Consider the following 23683-nt stretch of genomic DNA (forward strand, 5'->3'; position numbering starts at 1 on the left):
AGTAAGAAATGGTTAAGTTAGAAAGGGCGCACGGTGGATGCCTTGGCACTAGGAGCCGATGAAGGACGGGACGAACACCGATATGCTTCGGGGAGCTGTAAGCAAGCTTTGATCCGGAGATTTCCGAATGGGGAAACCCACTGCTCGTAATGGAGTAGTATCCATACTTGAATACATAGAGTATGAGAAGGCATACCCGGGGAACTGAAACATCTAAGTACCCGGAGGAAGAGAAAGCAAATGCGATTCCCTGAGTAGCGGCGAGCGAAACGGGAACAGCCCAAACCAAGAGGCTTGCCTCTTGGGGTTGTAGGACACTCTATACGGAGTTACAAAGGAACGATATAAGCGAAGAGGTCTGGAAAGGCCCGCCAAAGAAGGTAACAGCCCTGTAACTGAAATGTTGTTCTCTCCAGAGTGGATCCTGAGTACGGCGGAACACGTGAAATTCCGTCGGAATCCGGGAGGACCATCTCCCAAGGCTAAATACTCCCTAGTGACCGATAGTGAACCAGTACCGTGAGGGAAAGGTGAAAAGCACCCCGGAAGGGGAGTGAAATAGATCCTGAAACCGTGTGCCTACAAGTAGTCAGAGCCCGTTAAAGGGTGATGGCGTGCCTTTTGTAGAATGAACCGGCGAGTTACGATCCCGTGCAAGGTTAAGCAGAAGATGCGGAGCCGCAGCGAAAGCGAGTCTGAATAGGGCGCATGAGTACGTGGTCGTAGACCCGAAACCAGGTGATCTACCCATGTCCAGGGTGAAGTTCAGGTAACACTGAATGGAGGCCCGAACCCACGCACGTTGAAAAGTGCGGGGATGAGGTGTGGGTAGGGGTGAAATGCCAATCGAACCTGGAGATAGCTGGTTCTCTCCGAAATAGCTTTAGGGCTAGCCTCAAGGTAAGAGTCTCGGAGGTAGAGCACTGATTGGACTAGGGGCCCCTACCGGGTTACCGAATTCAGTCAAACTCCGAATGCCGATGACTTATCCTTGGGAGTCAGACTGCGAGTGATAAGATCCGTAGTCGAAAGGGAAACAGCCCAGACCGCCAGCTAAGGTCCCAAAGTATACGTTAAGTGGAAAAGGATGTGGAGTTGCTTAGACAACCAGGATGTTGGCTTAGAAGCAGCCACCATTTAAAGAGTGCGTAATAGCTCACTGGTCGAGTGACTCTGCGCCGAAAATGTACCGGGGCTAAACGTATCACCGAAGCTGCGGACTGTTCTTACGAACAGTGGTAGGAGAGCGTTCTAAGTGCTGTGAAGTCAGACCGGAAGGACTGGTGGAGCGCTTAGAAGTGAGAATGCCGGTATGAGTAGCGAAAGACGGGTGAGAATCCCGTCCACCGAATGCCTAAGGTTTCCTGAGGAAGGCTCGTCCGCTCAGGGTTAGTCGGGACCTAAGCCGAGGCCGAAAGGCGTAGGCGATGGACAACAGGTTGATATTCCTGTACCACCTCCTCACCATTTGAGCAATGGGGGGACGCAGGAGGATAGGGTAAGCGCGGTATTGGATATCCGCGTCCAAGCAGTTAGGCTGGGAAATAGGCAAATCCGTTTCCCGTAAAGGCTGAGCTGTGATGGCGAGCGAAATTTAGTAGCGAAGTTCCTGATTCCACACTGCCAAGAAAAGCCTCTAGCGAGGTGAGAGGTGCCCGTACCGCAAACCGACACAGGTAGGCGAGGAGAGAATCCTAAGGTGATCGAGAGAACTCTCGTTAAGGAACTCGGCAAAATGACCCCGTAACTTCGGGAGAAGGGGTGCTTCTTAGGGTGTTAAAGCCCCGAGAAGCCGCAGTGAATAGGCCCAGGCGACTGTTTAGCAAAAACACAGGTCTCTGCGAAGCCGTAAGGCGAAGTATAGGGGCTGACGCCTGCCCGGTGCTGGAAGGTTAAGAGGAGCGCTTAGCGTAAGCGAAGGTGCGAATTGAAGCCCCAGTAAACGGCGGCCGTAACTATAACGGTCCTAAGGTAGCGAAATTCCTTGTCGGGTAAGTTCCGACCCGCACGAAAGGCGCAACGATCTGGGCACTGTCTCAACGAGAGACTCGGTGAAATTATAGTACCTGTGAAGATGCAGGTTACCCGCGACAGGACGGAAAGACCCCGTGGAGCTTTACTGCAGCCTGATATTGAATGTTGGTACAGCTTGTACAGGATAGGTAGGAGCCTTGGAAACCGGAGCGCTAGCTTCGGTGGAGGCATCGGTGGGATACTACCCTGGCTGTATTGACCTTCTAACCCGCTGCCCTTATCGGGCAGGGAGACAGTGTCAGGTGGGCAGTTTGACTGGGGCGGTCGCCTCCTAAAATGTAACGGAGGCGCCCAAAGGTTCCCTCAGAATGGTTGGAAATCATTCGCAGAGTGTAAAGGCACAAGGGAGCTTGACTGCGAGACCTACAAGTCGAGCAGGGACGAAAGTCGGGCTTAGTGATCCGGTGGTTCCGCATGGAAGGGCCATCGCTCAACGGATAAAAGCTACCCCGGGGATAACAGGCTTATCTCCCCCAAGAGTCCACATCGACGGGGAGGTTTGGCACCTCGATGTCGGCTCATCGCATCCTGGGGCTGTAGTCGGTCCCAAGGGTTGGGCTGTTCGCCCATTAAAGCGGTACGCGAGCTGGGTTCAGAACGTCGTGAGACAGTTCGGTCCCTATCCGTCGCGGGCGCAGGAAATTTGAGAGGAGCTGTCCTTAGTACGAGAGGACCGGGATGGACGCACCGCTGGTGTACCAGTTGTTCTGCCAAGGGCATCGCTGGGTAGCTATGTGCGGACGGGATAAGTGCTGAAAGCATCTAAGCATGAAGCCCCCCTCAAGATGAGATTTCCCATTCCGCAAGGAAGTAAGATCCCTGAAAGATGATCAGGTTGATAGGTCTGAGGTGGAAGCGTGGTGACACGTGGAGCTGACAGATACTAATAGATCGAGGACTTAACCTATATTCTAATGTGAAGCTTGAACATTGTTATCTAGTTTTGAGAGAACATTCTCTCCATCAGGTTTGGTGGCGATAGCGAAGAGGTCACACCCGTTCCCATACCGAACACGGAAGTTAAGCTCTTCAGCGCCGATGGTAGTTGGGGGTCTCCCCCTGTGAGAGTAGGACGCCGCCAAGCTTGTATAAGGATCAGTTCCATACGGAACTGGTCTTTTTTGTGTTTTTGAGAGGTTTGACACCATATAAATGTGGAAATAATATTCTTAGTTGAGCGATTATCTTGAAAAATCGACCGAAAAAATTTATAGTAAGATTAAAGTCAAATATAGTCAAAGTCAATGGAGGAGGAGGCGGAGTGGCACAAAATATTTCTGATATCATCGAGCAGTATTTGAAAGAAGTCTTGGATCAGAATGGTCGAGAAATATTAGAAATTAAGCGCAATGAAATTGCAGATAAGTTTCAATGCGTACCTTCACAAATTAACTATGTTATCAATACACGCTTTACGAGCGAGAGAGGCTATATCGTTGAAAGTAAGCGTGGCGGCGGTGGCTATATCCGCATCATTAAAGTCAAAATGAATGATGAAGTCGACTTATTGAACAATATTATTTCCCAAATATATCATCGTTTATCACAGGCTGCCTCTGATCATATCATCATGCGTCTTGTCGAAAATAACATTTTATCTGAAAGAGAAGCAAAGATGATGATCAGTGTCATGGACCGTTCTGTTTTGCACATTGATTTACCTGAACGGGATGAATTGCGGGCTCGGATGATGAAAGCGATGTTAAATGCTTTGAAATTAAAGTAAAGCGGGTGAAAAGATTGATTTGTCAAGAATGCAATGAGAGACCAGCCACTTTTCACTTTACGAAAGTTATAAATGGAGAAAAACAGGAAATGCACATATGTGAACAATGTGCAAAAGAAAACAGTGATTCATATGCTATGAGTGGAAACCAAGGTTTCTCGATTCACAACTTATTATCGGGTTTATTGAATATTGATCCTAGCTTTACCACAAGTGCGAATAAGGGATCATCTATTTTTCAAGAAGCGAGAGAAGTCGATCAATGTCCTAAATGTGGCTTAACCTTTCAACAATTCAGAAAAACAGGCCGTTTTGGCTGTGCAGAATGCTATCGTTCATTTGATCAGTATCTAAACCCTGTTTTACGGAAAGTCCATAGTGGAAATACAGTCCATCATGGAAAAGTGCCTAAACGGATTGCCGGCAGTCTTCATGTGCGCCGGAAACTTGAGTTGATGCAGCAAGAGCTGAAGCAGTTAATTGAACAAGAAGAGTTTGAAAAAGCAGCGGAAGTTCGAGATCAAATTCGTGCTTTAGAGCATGAGCAATCTCAGCAGAGGGAGGGAGATTAACAATATGTCGCTCCAGCATTTTATTCAAGACGCTTTAAGTCAATGGATGAAACAAAAAGGACCCGAAAGTGACATTGTTCTAAGCAGTCGAATTAGGCTAGCGCGCAATCTAGAGCATGTTCGTTTCCCAACTCAGTTTTCTCAGGAAGAGGCTGAAGCTGTTCTCCAGCAATTCGAGCAAAAGTTTGCTAGCCAGGAAGTGAAGGACATCGGAAACTTTGTTCTGATTCGAATGAATGAAACACAGCCTTTAGCAAAGAGGGTACTTGTTGAAAAGCATTTGATCAGCCCAAACTTAGCAGAATCAAGATTTGGCGGTTGTTTGCTTTCTGAAAATGAAGAAATCAGTGTGATGCTGAATGAAGAAGACCATATTCGGATCCAATGCTTATTTCCAGGATTCCAACTAGCCAATGCACTGAAAGCAGCTAACCAGATAGATGACTGGATTGAAGAGCAAGTGGATTATGCGTTTTCTGAAAAGCGAGGATACTTAACAAGCTGTCCAACGAATGTAGGAACAGGTATTAGGGCTTCGGTCATGATGCATTTACCAGCTTTAGCTCTCACAAGACAAATGAATCGGATTATTCCGGCGATTAATCAATTAGGTCTTGTAGTCAGAGGGATTTATGGTGAAGGCAGCGAAGCAATAGGGAACATCTTTCAAATTTCAAATCAAATGACACTTGGTCAATCAGAAGAAGACATTGTAGATGATTTAAATAGTGTGACCGCTCAGCTCATTGAACAAGAGCGATCTGCACGAAAAGCGTTATATCAAACATCTAAAATTGAACTTGAGGACAGAGTGTATCGTTCGTTAGGGATTTTGTCCAATTGTCGTATGATTGAATCAAAGGAAACAGCAAAGTGTTTGTCAGATGTGCGCCTTGGAATTGATTTAGGTATCATTAAGGGGCTTTCAAGTAATATACTGAATGAACTCATGATTTTGACACAGCCTGGCTTTCTTCAACAATATTCAGGAGGAGCTCTGGAGCCAAATGAACGAGATATAAAACGAGCAGCGATTATTAGAGAAAGGCTGCGTTTAGAAATGCATAGGAATGGACAGGAGGATGAAACGATATGATGTTTGGAAGATTCACTGAAAGAGCTCAAAAGGTATTAGCACTTGCACAAGAAGAAGCCATTCGCCTAGGCCATAAGAACATTGGTACTGAACACATTTTACTTGGTCTAGTTCGTGAGGGTGAGGGCATCGCCGCAAAAGCGTTAGAAGCACTGGGCCTTGTTTCAGATAAAATCCAAAAAGAAGTCGAAAGCTTGATTGGAAGAGGGCAAGAGGTGTCTCAAGCTATTCCTCATTATACGCCTAGAGCGAAGAAGGTCACTGAGCTTTCAATGGATGAAGCAAGAAAGCTAGGTCATTCCTATGTAGGGACAGAACATATTCTATTAGGTCTTATTCGCGAGGGAGAGGGTGTAGCTGCCCGCGTGTTAAATAACCTCGGAGTGAGCTTAAATAAAGCACGTCAGCAAGTCCTACAGCTGCTTGGCAGCAATGAAACAGGTGCATCTGCCGCTGGCTCTAACAGCAATGCAAATACACCAACATTAGATAGCTTGGCAAGAGATTTAACAGCGATTGCGAAAGAAGATAGCTTGGACCCTGTCATTGGACGAAGCAAAGAAATTCAGCGTGTCATCGAGGTTCTAAGCAGAAGAACAAAGAATAACCCTGTGCTGATTGGTGAGCCTGGTGTTGGTAAAACAGCCATTGCTGAAGGTCTGGCACAGCAAATTATTCATAATGAAGTGCCTGAAATCCTGCGCGATAAACGAGTGATGACGCTTGATATGGGAACTGTTGTAGCGGGAACGAAATATCGTGGTGAATTTGAGGATCGCTTGAAAAAAGTCATGGACGAAATTCGTCAGGCAGGAAATATCATTCTCTTCATTGATGAGCTTCATACATTGATTGGTGCTGGTGGAGCAGAGGGTGCGATTGACGCATCTAATATTCTCAAACCATCCTTAGCACGTGGAGAGCTTCAATGTATTGGGGCGACAACGTTAGATGAGTACCGTAAATATATTGAAAAGGATGCTGCGCTTGAACGACGTTTCCAGCCAATTCAAGTAGATCAGCCATCTGTTGATGAAAGTATTCAAATTTTAAGAGGACTTAGAGATCGTTATGAGGCACATCACCGTGTGTCCATTACAGATGAAGCGATTGAGGCGGCGGTGAAGTTATCTGACCGTTATATATCTGATCGTTTCCTTCCAGATAAGGCGATTGATTTAATTGATGAGGCAGGGTCGAAAGTCCGCTTACGTTCTTTCACAACACCGCCTAACCTAAAAGAACTAGAACAAAAGCTAGACGAAGTACGCAAGGAAAAGGATGCGGCTGTTCAAAGTCAGGAATTTGAAAAAGCAGCTTCTCTTCGCGATACAGAGCAGCGTTTGCGTGAAAAAGTAGAAGTCACAAAGAAATCTTGGAAAGAAAAGCAAGGTCAGGAGAATTCAGAGGTATCAGTGGATGATATCGCAATGGTTGTCTCTAGCTGGACAGGAGTGCCTGTTTCAAAAATTGCCCAAACCGAAACAGATAAGCTTCTAAATATGGAACAATTACTCCATTCTCGTGTAATTGGGCAGGATGAAGCAGTTGTCGCTGTAGCAAAAGCTGTGAGACGTGCGCGTGCTGGCTTAAAAGATCCAAAACGTCCAATCGGCTCATTTATCTTCTTAGGCCCAACAGGAGTTGGTAAAACGGAGCTTGCAAGAGCACTCGCAGAGTCTATTTTCGGTGATGAAGAAGCGATGATCCGTATCGATATGTCTGAATACATGGAGAAACACTCTACATCTAGACTTGTTGGGTCACCTCCAGGCTATGTTGGCTATGAAGAAGGCGGACAACTGACTGAAAAAGTGAGAAGAAAACCTTATTCTGTTGTGCTTTTAGATGAGATTGAAAAGGCGCATCCAGATGTATTCAACATCTTACTGCAAGTGTTAGAGGATGGTCGTCTGACTGATTCTAAAGGGCGTACTGTTGACTTTAGAAACACGATTTTAATCATGACATCCAACGTTGGAGCTAGTGAACTGAAGCGAAATAAATATGTTGGCTTTAATGTGCAGGATGAAGGTCAAAATTACAAGGATATGAAAGGCAAAGTGATGGGCGAGTTGAAACGTGCGTTTAGACCAGAATTCATCAACCGTATTGATGAAATCATTGTCTTCCATTCTCTTGAAAAGAAACATCTAAAAGAGATCGTGTCTCTCATGTCTGATCAATTGACGAAACGATTAAAAGAACAAGACCTTTCAATCGAATTGACAGAAGCAGCAAAAGCGAAGATTGCCGACGAAGGTGTAGACCTTGAGTACGGTGCGCGTCCGTTAAGAAGAGCGATTCAAAAGCATGTGGAAGATCGACTTTCTGAGGAGCTTCTGAAGGGCAATATTGAAAAAGGTCAACAAATCGTATTAGATGTGGAAGATGGAGAAATTGTCGTAAAAACGACGGCTGCTACGAACTAATATAGTAAGAAAAAAGTGTGAGGCATACCAGTCAGGTGTATGCCTCCCTTTACTTATTTCTGACCATTATAAGGAGTTGTATTCTTCAATCTATGGCTAAGACAAAATCAAAATTTATATGCCAATCGTGCGGTTATGAGTCAGCCAAATGGATGGGGAAATGTCCAGGCTGCGGCACGTGGAACAGTATGACAGAAGAGGTCGTTCGCAAAGAGCCGGCAAACCGTCGAAGTGCTTTTAATCATTCTGTTCAAACCATTCAAAAACCTTCACCTATATCTGCAATTGAAACATCTGATGAACCCCGAATCAAAACGAATTTAGAAGAATTTAACCGAGTATTAGGAAGTGGAATTGTCAAAGGCTCTCTTGTTCTCATTGGCGGAGATCCTGGGATTGGGAAGTCCACATTATTATTACAAGTATCAGCACAGCTCTCAGACAAAAATCAGAATGTATTATACATATCTGGTGAGGAGTCCATTAAACAAACGAAGCTAAGAGCGGACCGCCTTGGCATAAAAAGCACCTCTTTACATGTTTTGGCTGAAACCGATATGGAGTATATAACGTCTGCTATACAAGAGATGAAACCCGCTTTTGTCGTGGTGGATTCGATTCAAACCGTTTATCAAAGCGATATTACGTCAGCTCCTGGGTCTGTATCTCAAGTGAGAGAATGTACAGCACAGCTGATGAAAATTGCCAAGACAAATGGGATTCCAATATTTATCGTTGGTCACGTGACCAAAGAAGGCTCGATCGCAGGTCCACGCCTTTTAGAGCATATGGTGGACACGGTTCTTTATTTTGAAGGCGAGCGTCATCATACGTTTCGTATCTTGCGTGCGGTGAAAAATCGATTTGGTTCGACGAATGAACTAGGGATTTTTGAAATGAGAGAGGAAGGGCTCACGGAAGTATTAAACCCATCCGAAATTTTCTTAGAAGAACGTTCGGCAGGTGTATCTGGTTCGTGTGTTGTTGCCTCAATGGAAGGAACAAGACCTGTTCTTGTCGAGATACAAGCATTAATTTCACCGACAAGCTTTGGGAATCCGCGTAGAATGGCCACTGGTCTTGATCATAATCGAGTGTCACTGCTCATGGCGGTTTTAGAAAAACGTGTCGGACTGCTGCTGCAAAACCAGGATGCGTATTTAAAGGTCGCAGGCGGTGTGAAGCTTGACGAACCGGCGATTGACTTGGCCATTGCGGTCAGTATTGCATCAAGCTTTAAAGACGCAGCGCCGCATCAAGCGGATTGTTTTATAGGAGAGGTCGGTCTGACGGGAGAAGTCAGAAGAGTATCAAGAATTGAACAGCGTGTGCAGGAAGCTGCGAAACTTGGATTTAAGCGAATGTTTATTCCTCAGGCGAATATAGATGGATGGAAAAAGCCGAGAGGGATTGAGTTAGTCGGTGTAGAAAATGTAGCGGAGGCACTTCGAATTTCACTAGGGGGATCATAGAAATGGAAAAAGAGAAAAAAGGAGCGAAAGAACTCGATCTCTTAGATATCGTACAGTTTGTGGCACCAGGGACACCTCTTCGGGCTGGGATTGAAAATGTCCTGAGGGCAAATACTGGCGGGCTCATTGTTGTTGGTTATAACGACAAAGTAAAGAGTGTTGTAGATGGAGGGTTTCATATTAACTCTGCCTTCTCTCCAGCACATTTATATGAATTGGCTAAGATGGACGGGGCCATTATTTTAAGCGATTCTGGTCAAAAAATCTTGTATGCGAATACACAGCTCATGCCAGATGCAACGATCCATTCATCGGAAACGGGCATGAGGCACCGTACAGCTGAACGTGTAGCGAAGCAGACAGGCTGCTTAATCATTGCGATATCTGAACGGAGGAACGTCATTACCTTATACCAAGGGAATCGTCGTTATACGCTGAAAGATATTGGCTTTATTTTAACGAAGGCCAACCAAGCGATACAAACACTTGAGAAATATAAAACCATTTTAGATCACGCCATTTCTACGCTAAGCGCCCTAGAATTTGAAGAGCTTGTGACCTTTGGTGATGTATTATCCGTGCTCCATCGTTACGAGATGGTGCTCAGAATCAAAAATGAAATCAATATGTATATCAAAGAGCTCGGAACAGAAGGGCATTTGATCCGTCTGCAAGTCAATGAATTGATTACAGATATGGAGCAGGAAGCGGCTTTATTTATTAAAGATTATGTGAAAGAAAAGATTAAAGATCCATATGTTCTGCTTAAGCAGCTCCAAGATATGTCGAGCTTTGAGCTTTTAGATGATTCCATTCTGTACAAGTTACTTGGCTATCCAGTTTCTACAAATATTGACGAATATGTGTACACAAGAGGTTACAGACTGCTTCACAAAATCCCTAGACTGCCTATGCCAATCGTCGAAAACGTGGTTGAAGCGTTCGGTGTGTTAGATCGAATTATGGAAGCGGATGTACAAGATTTGGATGAAGTAGAAGGAATTGGAGAAGTAAGAGCGAAAAAGATAAAAAAAGGATTAAAAAGGCTGCAAGAAAAACATTATATCGACCGACAGCTGTAAGAAGAGAAATTTTTCTTAAACACGGTTAAAAATGGATGAATATGGGTATATTAATGATGCTTTTGTTTTCTATTGATTATGATAGGAAACTTAAACATATATCAATGTCAGGTGAGGGTGGATTGACAGATGAAAAATAAAGGAGGTGAAGGTATGTTAAAAAGAATCGTTCAGGCGTTTTTTATCATTTTTGGTGCAGTTGTAGGGATTTTTATCATTCCAGAGTTATTTCTGCTGTTAAATGTAAAGGACATACCTTTCATAACAAATGCTTACTCTTCAGCACTAATAGGAGCCGCTGTGTTCTTTATCATCGGCAAATGGTGCACAGGCTATGTGGTTAATTGGGTGAAATGGATCGAGGATTCTCTATTAAAGGCGCCTCTTCCTGATCTTATTTCTGGAAGTTTCGGATTAGTATTTGGACTTATTCTAGCATATCTTATTGTAAACGTGATCCCGCTAAACAATATCCCATATCATATTTTTGGTACCATTATTCCGATTTTCCTGGCTTTCTTTTTAGGATACCTTGGATTTCAGGTAGGCTTTAAGAAGAAGGATGAAATGATGGGGCTGTTCTCCCGATCTGCAAAGGTCACCAAGAAAAAAGGAGCAGCCGATGATGAACCTGAAATAGAAGATAAAAAGCTGAAAATTTTAGACACAAGTGTTATCATTGATGGAAGAATCGCAGATATTTGTCAAACTGGATTCTTAGAAGGCGTCATGGTCATTCCTCAATTTGTGCTCGAGGAATTACAGCATATTGCAGACTCTTCTGATGTATTAAAGAGAAATAGAGGCCGAAGAGGTCTTGATATTTTAAATCGTATTCAAAAAGAATTAGATATCAAAGTTGAAATTTACGAAGGTGACTTTGAAGACATTCAAGAGGTTGATAGCAAGCTTGTGAAGCTCGCTAAATTAACTTCAGGTGTTGTTGTGACAAATGATTTTAATTTAAATAAAGTATGCGAACTTCAAAAAGTAGCAGTGTTAAACATCAATGATCTAGCCAATGCGGTGAAACCGGTTGTGCTGCCTGGGGAAGAAATGAAGGTACAGGTCATTAAAGATGGGAAAGAGCATAACCAAGGTGTTGCGTACTTAGATGACGGTACGATGATTGTGGTCGAAGAAGGACGCAATTACATTGGAAAAGACATCGATGTGCTCGTCACAAGTGTGCTGCAGACTGCTGCTGGAAGAATGATTTTTGCGAAGCCAAAACTTCTGGAGAAGGCGCTCTAAAGGGAGAACGAACATGTATTATGAAGTAGTTATTCCGGCTGCGGGGCAGGGGAAACGAATGAAGGCCGGCCGCAATAAGCTTTTTATTGAGCTGAAAAGAATGCCGGTTATTATTCATACACTAAAGGTGTTTGACGCTCATGCTCAATGCAAACGCATGATCCTAGCGATCAATGAAGAGGAGCGTCAAGACTTTGAAAGGCTACTCAAGGTACACGCTTTTCAAACGCCTGTTTCACTTGTCACTGGCGGCGAAGAACGTCAGCAAAGTGTATACGAAGGATTAAAGGCTGTGAAAGATGCGGACATCGTGCTTGTTCATGATGGGGCAAGGCCTTTTATTAAGCATACACAGATTGACTTGCTCGTTAAAGCAGCGATTGAAAAAGGCTCCGCAGTTGTAGCGGTACCAGTGAAAGACACAATCAAACGCGTTCAAGAAGGCAAAGTGGAACAAACCATTGAACGTCAGAGCTTGTGGGCAGTCCAGACCCCACAAGCTTTTCGTCATTCTATTTTAAAAGAGGCGCATGAATATGCAGAGCGGACCGGTTTCCTTGGAACAGACGACGCCAGTCTTGTGGAACAATTACATGGTGAAAACGTGTATATTGTCCAAGGAGATTACACCAATATTAAGCTGACGACACCGGATGATTTATTGGTTGCCAAGGCAATTATGGATGCGGAAAGAGGGTACTAGATCATGTTGAGAATAGGACAAGGCTTTGATGTACATCAATTAACAGAGGGAAGACCTTTGATTATTGGCGGGGTCACCATCCCTTATGAAAAGGGGCTGCTTGGGCATTCAGACGCTGATGTACTGCTTCACACAGTGGCAGATGCCTGCCTAGGTGCGATTGCTGAAGGAGATATCGGCAGACATTTCCCAGACACAGATCCTGAGTTTAAGGATGCGGATTCTTTTAAATTACTGCAACATGTGTGGGCACTAGTAAAGGAAAAAGGCTACACACTTGTGAATATTGATTGCACCATCATGGCGCAAAAGCCCAAAATGGCACCTTACATTCAACCGATGTGTGAGAAGATTGCAGAAGCGCTTGAGGCAGATGTCACACAGGTGAATGTGAAAGCAACAACGACAGAGAAACTCGGATTTACAGGAAGAGGCGAAGGAATTGCCTCTCAGGCAACTGTTCTTCTTCAGAAAAAGTAAAACTCATTTTGATGAGAATGGGATTTGATGATAAAATACGTTTATAAAAAATTGGTGTCAGACAACATGATGCAGATGAAAGGAAGTTAAACTCATGGGAAATGAAGTGCGTGTTCGTTATGCACCGAGTCCAACTGGTCATTTACATATTGGGAATGCTAGAACGGCTCTTTTCAACTATTTGTTCGCACGCAGTCAAGGCGGCAAATTTATTATTCGAATCGAAGATACGGATCAAAAGCGCAATGTAGAGGGCGGAGAAGAAAGCCAGCTTCGCCACCTGCAATGGCTCGGTATTGATTGGGATGAGAGCATTGATAAAGATGGCGGCTACGGCCCTTACAGACAATCAGAGCGTAATGATATTTATAAAAAGTATTATGATGAGCTGCTAGAGAAGGACTTGGCGTATAAGTGCTATTGTACGGCTGAAGAGCTAGAGGAAGAGCGTGAAGCACAAATCGCCCGCAGTGAAATGCCTCGATATTCTGGTAAATGCAGTCATTTATCAAAAGAAGAAGAGGACAAGCTGATTGCTGAAGGAAGAGAGCCAAGCATCCGCTTCCGAGTGCCAAAAGGAGAAATTATCAAATTTGACGACATGGTCAAAGGCGATATTTCATTTGAGACAGACGGCATCGGTGACTTTGTCATTGTGAAGAAAGATGGTACGCCAACTTATAACTTCGCTGTAGCAGTGGATGATTATTTGATGAAAATGACTCACATTCTCCGCGGAGAGGATCACATTTCGAATACGCCTAAACAAATCATGATCTTCAATGCATTCGGCTGGGATGTTCCGCTATTCGGACATATGACGCTGATTGTGAACGAGAACCGCAAGAAATTAAGCAAGCGTGATGAATCCATTATTCAATTCATCGAGCAATATAAAAACTTGGGCTATTTACCAGAAGCCCTATTCAACTTCATTGCACTACTTGGATGGTCTCCAGTGGGCGAAGAAGAACTGTTTACAAAAGAGCAATTCATCGACATTTTCGATGTAAACCGACTTTCTAAGTCACCAGCTCTATTCGATATGCATAAACTAAAATGGGTGAATAACCAATACGTGAAGGCACTTGATCTTGATCAGGTTGTTGCGTTAACGCTTCCGCATCTTCAAAAGGCAGGCAAGGTAAGCGAGCAGCTGTCAGACGAAGAAAACACGTGGGTACGCAAGCTGATTGCTCTGTATCATGAACAATTAAGCTATGGAGCAGAAATTGTTGAGTTAACAGAGTTGTTCTTTAAGGAGCAAATTGAGTATAATCAAGAGGCAAAGGAAGTTCTAGCAGAGGAGCAAGTACCAGAAGTCATGGCATCTTTTGCTGGTCAGCTTGAACGACTTGAATCTTTCACACCTGATGAAATCAAGGCTGCTATTAAAGCGGTACAAAAAGAAACAGGGCATAAAGGCAAGAAACTATTCATGCCAATTCGTGTGGCTGTCACAGGACAAACGCATGGCCCAGAACTTCCGCAAAGTATTGAACTACTAGGTAAAGAAACGGTATTAAACCGCATTAAACAAATATAAGGAAATCGTTGCGAGGGAGAAGTACAATGTTTTCGTCCATCACAGAAAGAGTCTTCACCGGCTGAAAGAGACTTATGGGCAGACGTTGGAAATGCACCCTCAAGACCCTTGAGGAACACGAGTACGTTAGTATGCAAGGGCGGTACCCTCCGTTATGGGATTAAGTTGAGAAGGCTGCGAAATGAGGGCTTTCTAAACAGAGTGGAACCGCGTTTTCAAAACGTCTCTGTCATATGGCAGAGGCGTTTTTTATTTGTCCAAAAAAGAGAGCAAGTCCGAAGAGAGATTGATGGGGAAGAACGGGGGGAGCATGTGTTTTTCAAAATGCTGAAAGAAGATATTGATACTGTGTTTGATCAAGATCCTGCTGCTAGAAGCTATATTGAAGTAGTGCTAACCTATTCAGGGCTTCATGCGATTTGGGCTCATCGTATCGCGCATGCATTTTATAAGCGGAAGCTGTACTTTCTTGCGCGGATCATTTCTCAGGTCAGCCGGTTTTTCACAGGGGTTGAAATTCACCCTGCGGCAACCATTGGCAGGCGCTTCTTCATTGACCACGGTATGGGAGTGGTGATTGGGGAAACATGTGAAATTGGAGACAACGTCACTGTTTTCCAAGGCGTGACATTAGGGGGAACAGGGAAAGAAAAGGGAAAGCGGCACCCGACCATTTTAGACGATGCGCTCATTGCGACAGGTGCAAAGGTGCTTGGTTCCATTACAGTCGGAAAAGGAGCCAAGATTGGAGCGGGGTCGGTCGTGTTAAAGGACGTACCCGACCATTCTACTGTTGTCGGTATACCTGGGCGAGTCGTCGTTCAAAATGGTAAGAAAATCAATCGTGATCTCAATCATCAAGATTTGCCAGATCCAATTTCCGATCGTTTCAAAGAATTGGAACGAGAAATGGAAAAGCTAAAAGGTGAGCTGGCTTCATTGAGCAGAAAGGAAGAACAATCATGACAATCAATATTTATAATACATTGACACGTAAGAAGGAAGAATTCGTCCCGCTTGAGCCAGGAAAGGTCAAGATGTATGTGTGCGGACCAACCGTTTATAACTACATTCATATCGGGAATGCAAGGCCTGCTATTGTTTATGACACTGTACGTAAGTATTTAGAATACAGCGGCTATGATGTGAACTTTGTCTCAAACTTTACAGATGTGGATGATAAACTCATCAAAGCAGCCAATGAACTCGGGGAAGATGTCCCGACGATTGCTGACCGCTTTATTCAAGCCTACTTTGAAGACGTCAGTGCACTAGGCTGCAAAAAAGCTGACCTTCACCCGCGAGTGACGGAAAATATGGATGATATCATTGCATTTATTGCGACATTGATTGAAAAGGGCTACGCCTATGAAGCGGATGGCGACGTGTATTACAGCACACGCTCATTTGAAGGCTACGGAAAGCTTTCTCACCAGTCGATTGATGAACTGAAGACAGGTGCCCGTATTCGTGTAGGTGAGAAGAAACGAGATGCGCTGGACTTTGCTTTATGGAAGGCTGCAAAGGATCAAGAAATCTCATGGGATAGCCCGTGGGGCGAAGGACGACCAGGCTGGCACATCGAATGCTCGGCCATGGTTAAAAAATATTTAGGTGATACGATCGACATTCATGCTGGCGGACAGGATTTAACCTTCCCTCACCATGAAAATGAAATCGCTCAATCTGAGGCTTTGACAGGGAAACCTTTTGCAAAGTATTGGATGCATAACGGATATATTAATATTGAGAACGAAAAAATGTCAAAATCACTAGGCAACTTTGTGCTTGTGCATGACATTGTGAAAGAACAAGATCCTGACGTGCTTCGCTTCTTTATGTTGTCGGTTCACTACCGTCATCCAATTAACTACTCAATGGATTTACTAGAAAGTACTAAGAGTGCGTTTAACCGACTCAAAACGTCGTATGCCAATTTACATCATCGCCTCGAGAGCAGCACGAATATCACAGAAGACAATGCTGAATGGCTGGCGAAGGTTGAAGAGCAGCGAGCGACATTTATTTCTGAAATGAATGATGACTTCAATACGGCAAATGCGATCTCTGTTTTATTCGAACTTGCGAAACAGGCGAATTATTATATGGAAAATGATCATACTTCGGAGGAAGTGATCAATGCATTTATCGGCTTGTTCCAAGAAATCACGTCTGTTCTTGGCTTTTCATTAGAAGAAAAGCATACGCTCGATGAAGAAGTAGAAGCGTTAATTGAAAAACGCAATGAGGCTAGAAGAAATCGTGATTTTGCGCTATCTGATCAAATTCGTGACCAGTTAAAGAGCATGAATATTGTATTGGAGGACACTCCTCAAGGTACTCGCTGGAAAAGAGGAGAATAGGTCATGTTGAATTTTGAAAAGCTGAAAGATGGTAAACAGTTAAACGGACTTGCGCTTGCTTACATGGGTGATGCCATTTTTGAAGTCTATGTGAGGCATCACCTCCTCCAAACGGGGGCGACAAAACCAAATGAGCTGCACAAACGAGCAAGCAAAATTGTTTCAGCTAAATCTCAGGCAGCTATTTTATTTACGCTACAGCAGCAAGGCTTTTTCACTGAAGCAGAAGAAGCGGTGCTGAAAAGAGGAAGAAATGCAAAATCAGGCACAGTGCCTAAAAACACAGACGTTCAAACGTATCGTTATAGTACGGCGTTTGAAGCGCTCATGGGTTATTTATTTATTGAAAAGCAGGACGAACGCTTAGAAGAGCTGATTAGTCAGGCGATTGAAATCGGAACGTCAGGGAGGAAGACAAATGAGTCAGCAACATGATTATGTGATTGGGAAAAATGCAGTGATTGAAACACTGAAGTCAGATCGGGAGTTATACAAGCTCTGGATGGCAGAAAACACTGTAAAAGGACAAGCCCAGCAGGTCATTGAACTCGCAAAAAAACAAAATATCACCATTCAGTATGTTCCGAGGAAAAAGCTTGATCAAATGGTAACAGGTCAGCACCAGGGAATCGTTGCACAAGTAGCAGCATATGAATATGCAGAATTGGACGATCTATATCAAATCGCTGAACAGCGGAATGAACAGCCATTTTTTCTTATCTTAGATGAAATTGAAGACCCGCATAATTTAGGTTCCATTATGCGTACAGCAGATGCTGTAGGTGCACATGGGATTGTGATTCCGAAAAGGAGAGCGGTCGGCTTAACGACAACCGTTGCCAAAGCATCCACTGGGGCAATTGAACATATTCCTGTTGCCAAAGTCACCAACCTTTCAAGAGCTCTTGATGAGATGAAAGAAAGAGGAATCTGGGTTGCGGGAACAGATGCGTCTGCCAAACAGGATTACAGACAATTTGATGGCACGATGCCGCTTGCTCTCGTGATTGGCAGTGAAGGAAAAGGGATTGGCCGATTGATCAAAGAAAAGTGTGATTTTCTGATTAAGCTGCCTATGGCCGGGAAGGTCACTTCGTTAAACGCATCAGTTGCCGCTAGTCTATTGATGTATGAAGTGTATCGAAAACGTTATCCGTTAGGAGAATAGAGATGGACATCCTCTTAGTCGATGGATACAACATGATAGGTGCTTGGCCACGGCTGCAGCACTTAAAGGAAAACAGCTTTGAAGAAGCCAGAGACATACTGATTCAAAATTTAGCAGAATATCAAGCATACACAGGGTATCGAGTCATTGTCGTATTCGATGCCCATATGGTCAAAGGAATCGAAAAAAAGCGGATCAATCACCGAGTAGAGGTCATCTTTACGAGAGAGAATGAAACAGCTGATGAGCGGATTGAAAAGCTTGCCCAGGATTTGAATAATATTCGGACGCAGATTCATGTGGCGACCTCAGACTTTACAGAACAATGGGCAATCTTTGGACAAGGAGCTCTTCGAAAGTCGGCCCGAGAGCTTTTAAGAGAGATTGAAGTGATCGAACGAAAGATTGAAACGAGAGTCAAAAAGATTACTTCTGATAAACCAGCATCCAAGATTGAATTGTCAGAAGATGTATTGAAAACGTTTGAAAAATGGCGGCGTGGGAATCTAGAATAGCTTGACGATATTTCAACCATTAATGTATAATATTTCTATCTAGGTGCGGTCGGGGGGATCGAAGTGAATCTAAACAACAGCAAGGATAAATCCATCAGAGAGCAATTTTGCCAGTTGGAAGATGAACAAGTCATTGAAAGGGTTCATGTCGGAGATAGTGATGCGCTAGATTACTTAATAACGAAATACCGCAATTTTGTACGTGCAAAAGCAAGATCTTATTTCTTGATTGGAGCGGATCGAGAGGACATTGTTCAAGAGGGGATGATCGGACTTTATAAGTCTATCCGCGATTTCAGAGAGGACAAGCTTACTTCATTTAAGGCTTTTGCAGAATTATGTATTACCCGCCAAATTATCACCGCAATTAAAACAGCTACTCGCCAAAAACATATCCCGTTAAATTCCTATGTATCATTAGATAAGCCAATATATGATGAAGAATCAGACAGAACATTATTGGACGTCATTTCCGGTGCTAAAGCGCTTAACCCAGAAGATTTAATCATTAGCAAAGAAGAATTTGATGATATCGAAATGAAGATGGGTGAACTACTAAGCGAGCTGGAAAGAAAGGTTCTTGTGCTTTACCTTGATGGCAGATCCTATCAAGAGATTTCTGAAGATTTAAACCGTCATGTGAAATCAATTGATAACGCACTCCAAAGAGTAAAGAGAAAATTAGAGAAATATTTAGAGCTTCGCGAGATTAGTCTCTAATCAAACCTATATTGACAGCTTTTTCGACACTGTGATAAGGTACTAAGGAAATGATGTCGAGAAAATAGGTGTAAATATGAGGAAAAAGATTACTCTAGCCTGTAAAGACTGCGGAAGCCGCAATTATACGACAATGAAAAGTGATGCTTCAGCAGCTGAAAGATTAGAAGTTAAGAAATATTGCAAGACTTGTAATTCACATAAAACACATTTAGAAACGAAGTAAGATTTGCGTTCTTTAATCTGTGGAGGTCTTTTACAATGCGTATTATCAGTTTCTTAAAAAGTGTCGGGAAAGAAATGAAGAAGGTCAGCTGGCCAAAGAAAAACGAAATGATTCGTTACACAATCACTGTTATTTTAACAGTCGTATTCTTTGCAATCTTTTTCTCTTTTCTTGATATAGGAATCTCACAATTAATCGAATTAATTCATTAATACTTGAATAATGGTCTGCTGAACGTGCTATAATAGATCATAATATGACTTGCCAAAAAACCCGTTTTACGGGTTTTTTCAATTGCTTGAAAATATTTACCGGTACTCGAGATTCGTCAAATAGACATTACGAAATGTGGGGAGGGAAGGACTAAATAGTCCTGAACGAAATGGAAAAGAATTGGTATGTTGTGCATACGTACTCTGGCTATGAAAACAAAGTAAAAGCGAACTTGGAAAAGCGTGTTGAATCAATGGGCATGCAAGATAAGATCTTCCGCGTTGTTGTACCAGAAGAAGAAGAAACAGATTTTAAAAATGGTAAGAAAAAAGTTGTCAAAAAGAAAGTATTCCCTGGCTATGTCCTAGTGGAAATCGTGATGACTGACGACTCTTGGTATGTTGTTCGTAATACACCAGGTGTCACAGGATTCGTTGGATCAGCTGGATCAGGCTCAAAGCCGACAGCGCTTTTGCCAGGCGAAGCTGAAACCATTCTGAAGAGAATGGGTCTTGAAGAACGCAAAACAGAAATCGACTTTGAATTGAAAGAAACAGTCAAGGTCATCGACGGACCATTTGCGAACTTCACAGGCTCTATCGAAGAGATTGATTACGATAAAAGCAAAGTCAAAGTATTCGTTAATATGTTTGGTAGAGAAACACCCGTGGAACTTGAGTTCACGCAGATCGATAAATTGTAATTCAAAAGAGCTTGAAATGAGTGTATAGAAGTGGTAATATAGCAAAGGTACGTCTTGAGTTCGCTCAAGATCGCTAGCTAGTTATTTCGTCATTCATATAAAGAATGAAGTTGTTGAGTGGGAGGGGGATTCCCCTATTACCACATCACGGACTTTAAGGAGGTGTGTCTCGTGGCTAAAAAAGTAGTTAAAGTTGTTAAATTGCAAATTCCTGCTGGAAAAGCTAACCCAGCTCCACCAGTTGGACCTGCACTAGGTCAAGCCGGTGTTAATATCATGGGATTCTGTAAGGAGTTTAATGCTCGTACAGCTGACCAAGCTGGTCTTATCATTCCTGTTGAAATTTCGGTTTTTGAAGACCGTTCATTTACATTTATTACTAAGACTCCACCTGCTGCAGTTTTACTTAAAAAAGCAGCTGGTATTGAGTCTGGTTCTGGTGAACCTAACCGTAATAAAGTGGCAACTGTTAAGCGTGATAAAGTACGCGAAATCGCGGAAACAAAAATGCCTGACTTAAACGCTGCTAGCGTTGAATCAGCTATGCGCATGGTTGAAGGTACTGCACGCAGTATGGGTATTGTCATCGAAGATTAATTTATTGTCTTGTTGGGTTGCGAGTTTGGTTTTGACAAGTTCGCAACCCTTATTCGTGGGAGGTTATTCCGCTAAAACCACATAAGGAGGATTTTTATAATGGCTAAAAAAGGTAAAAAGTATGTAGAAGCTGCTAAGCTAATCGAACGTACTAAAGCGTATGATGTAGCTGAAGCTGTTTCTCTTACAAAAAAAGCAAATACAGCGAAATTTGATGCGACTGTAGAAGTTGCTTTTCGTTTGGGCGTAGACCCTCGTAAAAACGACCAACAAATCCGCGGTGCAGTTGTACTTCCTAACGGAACTGGTAAAACTCAACGCGTTCTTGTGTTCGCTAAAGGCGAAAAAGCAAAAGAAGCAGAAGCTGCTGGAGCAGACTACGTTGGAGATTCTGATTACATCACTAAAATCCAACAAGGCTGGTTCGATTTCGATGTAATCGTTGCAACACCTGACATGATGGGTGAAGTTGGTAAGATCGGTCGTGTACTTGGACCAAAAGGTCTTATGCCAAACCCTAAAACAGGAACTGTTACATTCGAAGTAGAAAAAGCAATCAATGAAATCAAAGCTGGTAAAGTAGAATACCGCGTTGATAAAGCTGGGAACATCCACGCGCCAATCGGAAAGGTTTCTTTCGAGGACGAAAAGCTTGTTGAGAACTTTGCAACAATCTATGACACAATCCTTAAAGCAAAACCTGCAGCGGCTAAAGGTGTATACGTGAAAAACGTTTCTGTTACATCTACTATGGGCCCTGGTGTGAAAGTGGATCCATCTTCTTTCTCTGCAAAATAAATCTTGACTTATCACAATCATTTTGATAATATCAAAATGTTGTAAAATAGAATATGTCCATTTATACCGTAGACAGCAGGGGCCTTATGGCTTAATTAACCCGCCGAGGTGTATATGTCACAGTCTTACGTTAACGTATGCTTGTATATACAGCCTCCATGTCTTAATGGAGGCTTTTTATATGGAGAACCGTTCGTTAGGAACGTGATGGCCTGATCGGTATAAGTGTTACACAAACAATGTACAGGAGGTGTAACCATGAGCAATGCAATCGATACAAAAAAAGTTGTCGTTGATGAAATTACTTCTAAATTTAAAGATAGTATGTCTACTGTAATTGTAGATTACCGCGGTCTTTCAGTTTCTGAAGTGACTGAACTTCGTAAACAGCTTCGTGACGCTGGCGTAGAATTCAAAGTTTACAAAAACACTTTGACTCGCCGTGCAGTTGAACAAGTTGAACTAACAGGTTTAAACGATTTCTTAACAGGTCCAAACGCTATCGCATTCAGTAACGAAGATGTTATCGCACCTGCGAAAATCATCAACGAATTTGCGAAAAGCCACGAAGCTTTAGAAATCAAAGCTGGTGTCATCGAAGGAAACGTAGCGACTGTAGAAGAAGTGAAGGCTCTTGCGGAACTTCCGTCTCGCGAAGGCTTACTATCTATGTTGCTTAGCGTTCTTCAAGCTCCAGTTCGTAACCTTGCTCTTGCTACTAAAGCAGTTGCAGATCAAAAAGAAGAACAAGGCGCTTAATGCGTACTTAACGTAAAAAACTTAAAATGGAGGAATTACAAATGGCTTTAAATATCGAAGAAATCATTGCTTCAGTTAAAGAAGCAACTGTACTTGAGTTAAACGACTTAGTAAAAGCAATCGAAGAAGAATTTGGCGTAACTGCTGCTGCTCCTGTAGCTGTAGCTGCAGCTGGTGGTGCCGCTGCTGAAGAGAAAACTGATTTTGATCTAGTACTTGCTGGTGCTGGAGACCAAAAAATCAAAGTTATCAAAGTGGTTCGTGAAATCACTGGTCTTGGCTTGAAAGAAGCTAAAGAACTTGTTGACAACACTCCAAAACCACTTAAAGAAGGTATTGCTAAAGAAGAAGCTGAAGAACTTAAAGCTAAGCTTGAAGAAGTTGGCGCTTCTGTAGAAGTTAAGTAATCTTCGCCTAATCTTTTGGGAAAGCTCGCTTTTACTGGCGGGCTTTTTCTTTTCTATTCTCCTGAAACGATTGAATCCAGAGGAGGTCCATTCACCATGAGTGACCACTATTATACGGAAAAGCCATCAGTGAAAAGCAATAAACAGACATGGGACTTCACCTTGAGAAACCGTACCTTTACTTTTACAAGTGACAGTGGAGTGTTTTCTAAGAAAGAAGTCGACTTTGGTTCAAGGCTTTTAATTGAAGCTTTTGAAGAACCTGATGTGGATGGCGATATCTTAGATGTCGGTTGCGGTTATGGACCGATTGGCTTATCGTTAGCAAGCGAAATGACGAGCCGCACCATTCATATGATTGATGTGAACGAAAGAGCAGTCGAACTTTCAAAGGAAAACGCTAAACATAATCGCGTTGATAATGTCCGCATCTATCAAAGTGATTTGTTCTCGAATGTTCATTCATCAGCTGCTTTTGCCTCTATACTGACCAATCCCCCAATACGGGCAGGGAAGAAAGTTGTACATGCGATCTTTGAAAAAAGTGCTGATCATTTATTGCCGGAAGGTGAGTTGTGGGTGGTTATTCAGAAAAAGCAGGGCGGACCATCTGCGATTGAGAAATTAGAACAGCTCTTTGGAGAAGTCGAAGTTGTATTGAAAAAAAAGGGCTACTATATTATCAAAGCTAAAAAAGTTTGACGCAGTTTCCTAGCTGTGTTAACATTATAAAATGCCAATGTGTATATTTTGCTTAATAGGCTTAAAAAACAACTGTTTTGTATAAATTATGCATATTTGGGAAAACTAATAAAAT

General features: G+C 43.0%; 24 protein-coding genes, 2 rRNA genes and 2 other annotated features. All 26 genes read left to right on the forward strand.

What is annotated here, in order from left to right; genetic code table 11:
• Positions 1 to 10 precede the first annotated feature (10 nt).
• The 26 genes from MKZ05_RS00560 (at position 11) to MKZ05_RS00685 (ending at position 23568) form a co-directional block, all read left to right on the forward strand.
• A 23S ribosomal RNA gene (locus MKZ05_RS00560) occupies positions 11 to 2941 on the forward strand.
• Positions 2942 to 3002: 61 nt separating this feature from the next.
• Positions 3003 to 3118, forward strand: a 5S ribosomal RNA gene (gene rrf, locus MKZ05_RS00565).
• Positions 3119 to 3295: 177 nt separating this feature from the next.
• Complete coding sequence (locus tag MKZ05_RS00570) at positions 3296 to 3760, forward strand: CtsR family transcriptional regulator (RefSeq protein ID WP_003217184.1); 465 nt, start codon at positions 3296 to 3298, stop codon at positions 3758 to 3760.
• 14 nt (positions 3761 to 3774) lie between these two features.
• Complete coding sequence (locus MKZ05_RS00575; protein ID WP_034620770.1) at positions 3775 to 4332, forward strand: UvrB/UvrC motif-containing protein; 558 nt, start codon at positions 3775 to 3777, stop codon at positions 4330 to 4332.
• Between the two features lie 4 nt (positions 4333 to 4336).
• A complete protein-coding gene (locus tag MKZ05_RS00580; RefSeq protein WP_003217181.1) occupies positions 4337 to 5428 on the forward strand; it encodes a protein arginine kinase in 1092 nt (363 codons plus the stop codon).
• Positions 5425 to 7860, forward strand: coding sequence for an ATP-dependent protease ATP-binding subunit ClpC (gene clpC, locus MKZ05_RS00585; protein WP_003216969.1), 2436 nt, complete (start codon positions 5425 to 5427; stop codon positions 7858 to 7860). The genes MKZ05_RS00580 and clpC overlap by 4 nt, the downstream gene beginning before the upstream one ends.
• A 92-nt stretch (positions 7861 to 7952) precedes the next feature.
• On the forward strand, positions 7953 to 9332 hold the full coding sequence (gene radA / locus MKZ05_RS00590) for a DNA repair protein RadA (RefSeq protein WP_034620767.1): 1380 nt from the start codon (positions 7953 to 7955) through the stop codon (positions 9330 to 9332).
• 2 nt (positions 9333 to 9334) lie between these two features.
• Positions 9335 to 10414, forward strand: coding sequence for a DNA integrity scanning diadenylate cyclase DisA (disA, locus tag MKZ05_RS00595; protein ID WP_050945822.1), 1080 nt, complete (start codon positions 9335 to 9337; stop codon positions 10412 to 10414).
• 153 nt (positions 10415 to 10567) lie between these two features.
• Positions 10568 to 11668: a PIN/TRAM domain-containing protein gene (locus MKZ05_RS00600; RefSeq protein WP_003217214.1), complete on the forward strand. Its 1101-nt coding sequence runs from the start codon at positions 10568 to 10570 to the stop codon at positions 11666 to 11668.
• Positions 11669 to 11681: 13 nt separating this feature from the next.
• A complete protein-coding gene (gene ispD, locus MKZ05_RS00605; RefSeq protein WP_003217158.1) occupies positions 11682 to 12371 on the forward strand; it encodes a 2-C-methyl-D-erythritol 4-phosphate cytidylyltransferase in 690 nt (229 codons plus the stop codon).
• 3 nt (positions 12372 to 12374) lie between these two features.
• The gene (gene ispF, locus MKZ05_RS00610; RefSeq protein WP_003216928.1) at positions 12375 to 12851 is read left to right on the forward strand and encodes a 2-C-methyl-D-erythritol 2,4-cyclodiphosphate synthase; all 477 of its coding nucleotides are present in this window, start codon (positions 12375 to 12377) and stop codon (positions 12849 to 12851) included.
• A 94-nt stretch (positions 12852 to 12945) separates the two neighbouring features.
• Positions 12946 to 14397: a glutamate--tRNA ligase gene (gene gltX, locus MKZ05_RS00615; protein WP_003217162.1), complete on the forward strand. Its 1452-nt coding sequence runs from the start codon at positions 12946 to 12948 to the stop codon at positions 14395 to 14397.
• Positions 14397 to 14628 (forward strand) — a binding site (T-box leader). (Overlaps the previous gene by 1 nt.)
• An 81-nt stretch (positions 14629 to 14709) precedes the next feature.
• Positions 14710 to 15363 carry a serine O-acetyltransferase gene (gene cysE, locus MKZ05_RS00620; RefSeq protein ID WP_012008691.1) on the forward strand — a complete coding sequence of 218 codons (654 nt, stop codon included), beginning with the start codon at positions 14710 to 14712 and terminating at the stop codon, positions 15361 to 15363.
• Positions 15360 to 16760, forward strand: a complete 1401-nt coding sequence (gene cysS, locus MKZ05_RS00625; protein ID WP_253621933.1) for a cysteine--tRNA ligase — start codon at positions 15360 to 15362, stop codon at positions 16758 to 16760. The genes cysE and cysS overlap by 4 nt, the downstream gene beginning before the upstream one ends.
• 3 nt (positions 16761 to 16763) lie before the next feature.
• Positions 16764 to 17195: a Mini-ribonuclease 3 gene (locus MKZ05_RS00630; RefSeq protein WP_003217007.1), complete on the forward strand. Its 432-nt coding sequence runs from the start codon at positions 16764 to 16766 to the stop codon at positions 17193 to 17195.
• Positions 17179 to 17928 (forward strand): 23S rRNA (guanosine(2251)-2'-O)-methyltransferase RlmB, encoded by a 750-nt coding sequence (gene rlmB / locus MKZ05_RS00635; protein WP_003217141.1) that lies wholly within the window; start codon positions 17179 to 17181, stop codon positions 17926 to 17928. The genes MKZ05_RS00630 and rlmB overlap by 17 nt, the downstream gene beginning before the upstream one ends.
• 2 nt (positions 17929 to 17930) lie before the next feature.
• On the forward strand, positions 17931 to 18443 hold the full coding sequence (gene rae1 / locus MKZ05_RS00640; protein ID WP_003216949.1) for a ribosome-dependent mRNA decay endonuclease Rae1/YacP: 513 nt from the start codon (positions 17931 to 17933) through the stop codon (positions 18441 to 18443).
• 63 nt (positions 18444 to 18506) lie between these two features.
• Complete coding sequence (gene sigH / locus MKZ05_RS00645) at positions 18507 to 19163, forward strand: RNA polymerase sporulation sigma factor SigH (RefSeq protein WP_003217132.1); 657 nt, start codon at positions 18507 to 18509, stop codon at positions 19161 to 19163.
• Positions 19164 to 19239: 76 nt separating this feature from the next.
• Positions 19240 to 19389 (forward strand): 50S ribosomal protein L33, encoded by a 150-nt coding sequence (gene rpmG / locus MKZ05_RS00650; RefSeq protein WP_012008694.1) that lies wholly within the window; start codon positions 19240 to 19242, stop codon positions 19387 to 19389.
• A gap of 35 nt (positions 19390 to 19424) precedes the next feature.
• Entirely contained in the window at positions 19425 to 19601 is a 177-nt protein-coding gene (gene secE / locus MKZ05_RS00655) for a preprotein translocase subunit SecE (RefSeq protein ID WP_003216942.1), read from the forward strand.
• A gap of 170 nt (positions 19602 to 19771) precedes the next feature.
• On the forward strand, positions 19772 to 20305 hold the full coding sequence (nusG, locus tag MKZ05_RS00660; protein WP_034323246.1) for a transcription termination/antitermination protein NusG: 534 nt from the start codon (positions 19772 to 19774) through the stop codon (positions 20303 to 20305).
• A 171-nt stretch (positions 20306 to 20476) separates the two neighbouring features.
• Positions 20477 to 20902, forward strand: a complete 426-nt coding sequence (rplK, locus tag MKZ05_RS00665; protein ID WP_003216956.1) for a 50S ribosomal protein L11 — start codon at positions 20477 to 20479, stop codon at positions 20900 to 20902.
• A gap of 99 nt (positions 20903 to 21001) precedes the next feature.
• On the forward strand, positions 21002 to 21700 hold the full coding sequence (gene rplA / locus MKZ05_RS00670) for a 50S ribosomal protein L1 (RefSeq protein WP_003217271.1): 699 nt from the start codon (positions 21002 to 21004) through the stop codon (positions 21698 to 21700).
• 48 nt (positions 21701 to 21748) lie between these two features.
• Positions 21749 to 21889, forward strand: a sequence feature (ribosomal protein L10 leader region).
• 69 nt (positions 21890 to 21958) lie between these two features.
• A complete protein-coding gene (rplJ, locus tag MKZ05_RS00675) occupies positions 21959 to 22459 on the forward strand; it encodes a 50S ribosomal protein L10 (RefSeq protein WP_003217048.1) in 501 nt (166 codons plus the stop codon).
• A 41-nt stretch (positions 22460 to 22500) separates the two neighbouring features.
• Positions 22501 to 22866, forward strand: a complete 366-nt coding sequence (gene rplL / locus MKZ05_RS00680; protein WP_003216952.1) for a 50S ribosomal protein L7/L12 — start codon at positions 22501 to 22503, stop codon at positions 22864 to 22866.
• A gap of 96 nt (positions 22867 to 22962) precedes the next feature.
• On the forward strand, positions 22963 to 23568 hold the full coding sequence (locus tag MKZ05_RS00685) for a class I SAM-dependent methyltransferase (RefSeq protein ID WP_339160943.1): 606 nt from the start codon (positions 22963 to 22965) through the stop codon (positions 23566 to 23568).
• Positions 23569 to 23683 lie beyond the last annotated feature (115 nt).

The organism is Bacillus sp. FSL M8-0277 (assembly GCF_037975305.1).
In the GTDB taxonomy this organism is placed as follows: Bacteria; Bacillota; Bacilli; order Bacillales; family Bacillaceae; genus Bacillus; species Bacillus pumilus.